This is a genomic window from Sphingorhabdus sp., from assembly GCF_046596595.1.
Lineage (GTDB): Bacteria > Pseudomonadota > Alphaproteobacteria > Sphingomonadales > Sphingomonadaceae > Sphingorhabdus_B.
The window spans coordinates 1-6,455 of the sequence record NZ_JBKJMB010000032.1 but is presented as its reverse complement, the minus strand read 5'-3'; the positions used below and the strand labels follow the sequence as shown (position 1 = coordinate 6,455).

The 6,455-nt window shown below is 52.6% G+C and carries 6 protein-coding genes and 1 pseudogene; all 7 read left to right on the top strand.

Going from position 1 to position 6,455, the window contains the following annotated elements; all coding sequences use genetic code 11:
• A pseudogene (locus ACLL9E_RS02895) lies at nt 1-198 on the top strand (hypothetical protein); the annotation flags it as partial.
• A gap of 120 nt (nt 199-318) precedes the next feature.
• Nucleotides 319-501 (top strand): DUF1289 domain-containing protein, encoded by a 183-nt coding sequence (locus tag ACLL9E_RS02890; RefSeq protein WP_411290240.1) that lies wholly within the window; start codon nt 319-321, stop codon nt 499-501.
• 124 nt (nt 502-625) lie between these two features.
• Nucleotides 626-1,039 carry a dihydroneopterin aldolase gene (locus ACLL9E_RS02885; RefSeq protein ID WP_411290239.1) on the top strand — a complete coding sequence of 138 codons (414 nt, stop codon included), beginning with the start codon at nt 626-628 and terminating at the stop codon, nt 1,037-1,039.
• A gap of 43 nt (nt 1,040-1,082) precedes the next feature.
• Complete coding sequence (locus tag ACLL9E_RS02880; RefSeq protein ID WP_411290238.1) at nt 1,083-2,744, top strand: formate--tetrahydrofolate ligase; 1,662 nt, start codon at nt 1,083-1,085, stop codon at nt 2,742-2,744.
• A 286-nt stretch (nt 2,745-3,030) separates the two neighbouring features.
• The gene (locus ACLL9E_RS02875) at nt 3,031-3,375 is read left to right on the top strand and encodes a glycine zipper 2TM domain-containing protein (RefSeq protein WP_411290237.1); all 345 of its coding nucleotides are present in this window, start codon (nt 3,031-3,033) and stop codon (nt 3,373-3,375) included.
• A gap of 245 nt (nt 3,376-3,620) precedes the next feature.
• Nucleotides 3,621-5,756: a S46 family peptidase gene (locus tag ACLL9E_RS02870; protein WP_411290236.1), complete on the top strand. Its 2,136-nt coding sequence runs from the start codon at nt 3,621-3,623 to the stop codon at nt 5,754-5,756.
• 151 nt (nt 5,757-5,907) lie between these two features.
• Nucleotides 5,908-6,270, top strand: coding sequence for a YkvA family protein (locus ACLL9E_RS02865; protein WP_411290235.1), 363 nt, complete (start codon nt 5,908-5,910; stop codon nt 6,268-6,270).
• The last annotated feature ends 185 nt before the right edge of the window (nt 6,271-6,455 follow it).

Genomic DNA, 6,455 nt, shown 5'->3' with positions numbered 1-6,455 from the left:
GCCGATGGTTGGACGATGGCCATCGGAAGCGCCGTGGTTATTTGGTTGGGGTTCATCGTGCCCGTGGTGCTCGTTACCCACCGTTACCGGGAATTGATGACGCGCGCTGCGTTAGCAGATTGCGGACATTGGTTCGGTGTAGCGGTCATCCAGGCGCTTGTGCTGCAAGCAAGCGGACTGCAAATGCCGCCTGCTTGATGCCAGTGCCAGTGATGGAAATAACAGCAGCGGAATTTCGCGCCTCGTCGCTCCTGAAAATGTGGTCTTGGACTTGGTTGGCGGTTGCGAATAACAGCTACATATGCTTTGCAACACCTCATGGTTCAATTTCCGCCGTCCCCTTGCAAAGGTCATTGCAAGCTGAATGTTAAAAGCCGCTTTTGTAGCGGTTGTGGCCGAACAATGGACGAGATCGGTGAGTGGGGAAGCGCTTCTGCTTTGCGTCAGATTGAAATTACCAATCGGGCTTCTGGTCGACTTATAGCAAAAATTTCTGAGTAACTCCGCGAGTTTTATTCAAAAACCGCGCAGATTTCTGTCCGCTATACAGGAATTTGCTGTCGTGTCGGTGCTGGCCGATGACGTATAAAAACTGCAATCGGCATTATTATGAAAATCAAGTTACATGACGCGAGTGGCTACAGTTGAACTACGCGGCCTCGAGCTTCCAACAACGCTTGGAACATATGGCCCGCACGATGTCATCCCCGATGCGCATATTCTCGACTTGACGCTCTCCATTTGTCCAGACCGAGTACAAATCATCGCGGATGATATGTCGCTCGTTTTTGACTACGACCCGCTTATCGCCGAGATCAACCGAATTGCAGGCCAGCAAAAGTACGAGACGCAAGAGTTTTTGATGACACGCATCATTAAGGTATGCGCCGGTTACGCTGAAATAACATCGATAGACATTTTTTTAAAAAAACAGCCAGTGCTCAACGGGACTGGATCGCTTGGCGTGCGACTTGTTCTAGGGGTAGACGAGTTGAAGGCATTCCGCGCGCAGGAGAGCGAATTCGATGACTGTGCGTAGCATATATCTATTGCGCCTCTGGTGCCGGTGCTAGGGGGTAGCAATGCAATCAGACATTGAAATTTCGCGCGCTGCCGCAATACAACCCATTCAGAAGGTCGCAGAACGCGCGGGGATTCCTGCTGCTGCGGTTGAACCCTATGGTCATTACAAAGCCAAAATCGAGGTCAGCCAGCTAGGCACAGCCGATGCCAGTGGAAAACTTATTCTCGTGACTGCAATTAATCCGACTTCGGCTGGCGAAGGCAAGACAACGACTTCAATTGGTCTTGCAGACGCACTGAACCGGATAGGCAAAAAAACAATGCTATGCCTGCGCGAACCATCACTTGGCCCGTGTTTCGGCACCAAAGGCGGCGCTGCGGGCGGGGGTTATGCGCAGGTCATTCCGATGGACGAAATTAATCTGCACTTCACTGGAGATTTCCACGCGATCACCAGTGCACACAATCTGCTCGCAGCCATGATCGACAATCATATTCATTGGGGCAATGCCCTCGACATTGACGTCCGGCGGATCGTGTGGCGGCGCGTGCTTGATATGAATGATCGGGCCTTGCGTGATATCGTGCAGTCGTTGGGTGGTCGCTCCAACGGTTTTCCACGAGAGTCGGGTTTCGATATCACCGTTGCTTCTGAGGTAATGGCGATCTTGTGTCTTGCGAATGATCTCGAGGATCTTGAGGCACGGCTCGGTCGCATCGTAATTGGCTACACAGCAAAAGACACGGCTGTGACTGCACGCGATCTGAAGGCGGACGGAGCAATGGCAGCGCTCCTCGCACAGGCGATAAAGCCAAACCTTGTTCAAACCCTGGAAGGAAACCCCGCACTGGTCCATGGCGGACCGTTTGCCAACATAGCGCATGGCTGCAATTCGGTCATTGCAACACGCACAGGGCTTAAACTGGCGGACTATGTTGTTACCGAGGCTGGATTTGGCGCAGACTTGGGAGCCGAAAAATTCTTTGATATTAAATGCCGGCAGGCAAATCTGCGCCCTGCCGCAGTGGTAATTGTCGCTACTGTCCGCGCGTTGAAACTAAATGGTGGTGTTGCCAAAGCGGACCTTGCGACCTGTGATGTCGAGGCGGTTCGACGCGGGAGTGTAAACCTTGAGCGCCATATCGAGAATATTCGTCGTTTTGGTGTGCCCGCAATTGTAGCCATCAACCGCTTCAACACGGACAGTGAAGACGAACTGGAGGTGATCTGTGATGTTGCTGGCACGAACGGTTCTAAGGCTATCATTTGTTCGCATTGGAGTGACGGCAGCCAAGGTGCCGAGGCACTTGCGCAATGCGTTGTTGACGCTGCCGAAATGCCGGCAGCATTTTCATCACTTTATGAAGATGCTATCCCACTTTTCGACAAAATCAACATGATTGCCCAAAAAATTTACCGTGCCGAACACGCAGTTGCGTCGCCAAGCGTTCACGCCCAGCTCGCGCGCTGGGAGGCGTCAGGTTTTGGAAGTCTGCCAGTCTGTATCGCCAAAACTCAATATAGCTTCTCAACCGATCCGTCGCAACTGGGCGCACCGGTTGGTCATGACATCGTCGTTCGCGAAGTACGGTTGTCGGCAGGTGCCGGGTTTGTTGTGGCAATTTGCGGTGATATCATGACCATGCCCGGCATGCCGCGCGTACCGGCGGCTGAGAATATTTCGATCGACGCCAACGGACAGATCCAAGGCCTGTTTTAATATTGGTGACACATTCTCCAAACCCGGATCATGCAATCGGTTAAACCCACAATCTCTACAGAACCTCTACCCATCCATCTGGGCGACACGAATTTTTCCGGTAAACTACCGCCTGTAAAATAGACAGGATAGTGGGTCTGCGACCCGCAATATAATTGGCGGAAAGTATATATAAACTCGGCCCGTCGTCAACTCGCCCCGCTTTGGCGCGAGGTTTCATAATCGTGCAAGCGTCGTTCATGTAACAAATTGTAAAAATGATGAGGTTCAAACAAGGAGAACGAATGTGAAGAAAACGATATTTGCACTGGCCGCAGCTACGCTGGTTGTTCCGGGCGCGGGCGTTCTCGCTGCCGACCAATTTTCAGTTGCCACGGCGAAGCCCGCTTATAAAGCCGACATTTCAAATCAAAGCAGAGATAACTTCCGCAGCTGGCGCGGTAAGGACGGACGGATGTATTGTCGTCGGAAAAACGGCACAACCGGCTTAGTGATCGGTGCTGCTGTTGGCGGCATTGCCGGAAACAAGATTGCCGGTCGCGGCGACAAGACCGTTGGAACGATCATCGGTGCAGCCGGTGGTGCTTTGCTCGGACGTGAAATCGACAAAGGCAGCCGTCGTTGCCGGTAAGGACATAAATTTTAGGGCTTAGAGTCTAGTCCTTTTCGCCCGATAGCCAAATTAGCGGCACCGCTGTCATGGCGGTGCCGCGGTTGTATGCACCCCACATGTCGCGGCAGTTTGCCGCCAGGCATAAAGGGTGTTGCCGGCGGTTGGCACGCTCTGCAGAAAACTAAATACTATTTAGCTGGTTGAATCTTGCCTGTTGTCGCAACTTTGCTAGTGGGTAGTGATAGATTCAAAAGGAGATTTTGATGCGTTCATTTTTGCTGGGTAGCTGCGCCTTGAGTGTACTTTTCTTGTCAGGCGCTGCGTTTGCTGAGGAAGGTATGTGGCTCCCTAATCAGACACCTGAACTTGCATCCAAACTCAAAGAAGCGGGGTTGGAAATCGATCCGTCTTTACTGAGCAATTTGCAGTCCTCCCCAATGAACGCCATCGTGTCGTTAGGCGGATGTTCGGCTGCGTTTCTTAGCCCCGACGGCTTAGTCGCGACCAATCATCACTGTGTCTATGGGTCGATCCAGTATAACTCAAAACCTGGACAAGATTATTTGACTGACGGGTTCCTTGCGAAGACCAACGCCGATGACGTGCAGGCAGCCCCTGGATCGCGCATTTATGTTATTGAAGATTTGCGCGATGTGACCGCGGCAATGAATAAAAATGTGACCACCAAGCTCGACGGTTTAGCCCGATTTGATCGGCTTGAGGCAAATCGCAAGGGCTTGATTGCCGCGTGTGAAAAGCAGGCCAATCGGCGTTGTGACGTGCGTGCTTATTTTGGAGGGCATACATATTATCTGCAACAACAACTGGAGATAAAAGATGTCCGGCTTGTGTATGCCCCGGCAAGCGGCATTGGTAACTTTGGTGGCGAAACAGATAACTGGCAGTGGCCACGTCACACCGGGGACTTTGGCTTTTATCGGGCATATGTTTCACCCGATGGTTCATCCGCGCCATATGCTAAGGAAAATGTGCCTTATAAGCCTAAATCATGGTTGGAAATTGCCACTACACCGCTGACTGAAGGCGATTTCGTTATGGTTGCAGGTTTTCCCGGCGTCACACAGCGCCTGCAAACCGCTGCCGAAGTCAAACATGTTTTTGACAGCGTCTATCCCATCGACCAGCAGCTGCGTGCCGAGTATTCTGACGCTATCGTCCGGGCGACGGCCGGGAATCCAGCGACGCAAATTAAATATGCCTCCATCCTCAAAGGTTCTGACAATTATAAGAAGAAACTGTTGGGTGAGATTGCAGGTGCGGACGCAATTGGCCTGATGGCAAGAAAGGATTCTGCGGATACTGCTTTTCGTGCGTGGGTTGCAGGTGATGCGGGTCGCACTGCGAAATATGGCCCTGCACTGGTGGCGCTAGATGCAAATATCTCTGAGTCCACCGATGCGCGGCTAAACGGATTGCGACTGTCAACTTTGGGTCGTTCGCAGCTGCTCTCGGCGGCAACGTTGCTGTATCGATGGGCAAAGGAGCAGCAGAAGCCCAATGCGCAGCGCGATTCTGGCTATCAGGAACGTGATCGGCTGCCGGTTACTGAACGTCTGGCGCAAATGGAGCGCCGCTATGATGCAGGCGTAGACCGCGTCTTGTTCGAGCAGGCTCTCGTTGAGTATCGCAAGGTGCCCGCTGACAAGCGCAATGCCGAATTTGAAGCAAAGCTTGCAGCAATCGGCGTCGACAAATTATACGCGACCACACAATTGGGCGACAGCGCGACGCGCGCGAACTGGCTTAACAAGTCGGCTGCGGAATTTGAAACATCCGATGATCCGTTCATTCAACTGGCCGTGGCCGCCTATCCGAATGTGATCGCTGATGAAAATAAGGCCAAGGCGCGATCTGGCCGGATTCAGGCAGCACGTTCGGTGGTCATGGAAGGACAGCTTGCGTTTGCCAAGTCACAAGGGCGAACGCTTTACCCCGATGCCAACGGATCATTGCGGTTTACCTATGGGAAAGTGACCGGCAAAACGCGTGACGGTCAAATCTGGACGCCATTCACCACAGCAGAGGGCGTTGTTGCCAAGCAGACTGGCCGCGGCGAGTTCAATGCGCCCGCCACTGCTATTGCAAGCCTGAAGGCGCGGGATTTTGGCACTTATGCCGACCCGACCCTTGGAACCTTGCCGGTCAATTTTCTCTCTACCGTCGATATTACAAACGGAAATTCCGGATCCTCAACTTTGAACGCCAAAGGTGAGTTTGTCGGGTTGGCCTTTGACGGTACGCTGGATGGTGTAGTCGCTGATTGGTCGTTTGATCCAAGCGTAAATCGGACCATTCATGTCGATGGCCGCTACATGCTGTGGACGATGGAAAAGGTTGATGGCGCTAACCGTCTGCTGCAGGAAATGGGTGTCAAATAAGGCCAGCAAAATATAGTTCTGCTCTGCTCCCAATTTGGTGCGTTGGCGTCAAGTGTCCGCAATGCGGGCACCGCCAATGCGCCTTTGCTTGAGGTAAGATCGCGCGCGGTGTCACCAAGGCAACCTGAATACAGGTAACTGGAAAATTGCATTGAACATAAAAATTTGGGCCCGAAATTTGAAGCGTGATGTCATGGCACTGTGGCTTGCTGCCCGTGACCCGCGCATTCCCCCTTTGGCAAAAATTGTCGCCGGAGCGACCGCCGCCTATGCGCTCAGTCCAATTGACCTCATCCCGGACTTTATACCGGTGCTCGGCTATCTTGATGATTTGATCCTCATCCCCGCAGGAATGTGGCTCGCAGTGCGTCTAATACCCCCGCCGTTGATGGCCGAATTCCGGTTGCTTGCGTCCGAAAGACTGGAACGTCCGGTAAGCCTGTGGGCTGCAGTCGTCGTTTTGCTTGTTTGGATTGCCCTGAGCGTCCTATTGGCGCGACATTTTTTCAATTAAAACTGCCGGGCTCAACTTGGAGTCCGTATTTGTTATCGACGTTCAAATCGAGAATAAAGCTAATCAGGTTATCTTCCAGCTTGCCTCGCTTGTGCCTGTGGTACAACCTAGATCATGAACGATAGCCCGCATACGCCGCAAACCAGTAATGCGGTGCCTGAAAAGCCACAGGCTCAATCAATCCG

Coding starts and splice junctions, on each gene's coding strand:
- ACLL9E_RS02885 (WP_411290239.1), top strand. CDS start 626: ATGACGCGAGTGGCTACAGTTGAACTACGCGGCCTCGAGCTTCCAACA.
- ACLL9E_RS02890 (WP_411290240.1), top strand. CDS start 319: ATGGTTCAATTTCCGCCGTCCCCTTGCAAAGGTCATTGCAAGCTGAAT.
- ACLL9E_RS02880 (WP_411290238.1), top strand. CDS start 1,083: ATGCAATCAGACATTGAAATTTCGCGCGCTGCCGCAATACAACCCATT.
- ACLL9E_RS02870 (WP_411290236.1), top strand. CDS start 3,621: ATGCGTTCATTTTTGCTGGGTAGCTGCGCCTTGAGTGTACTTTTCTTG.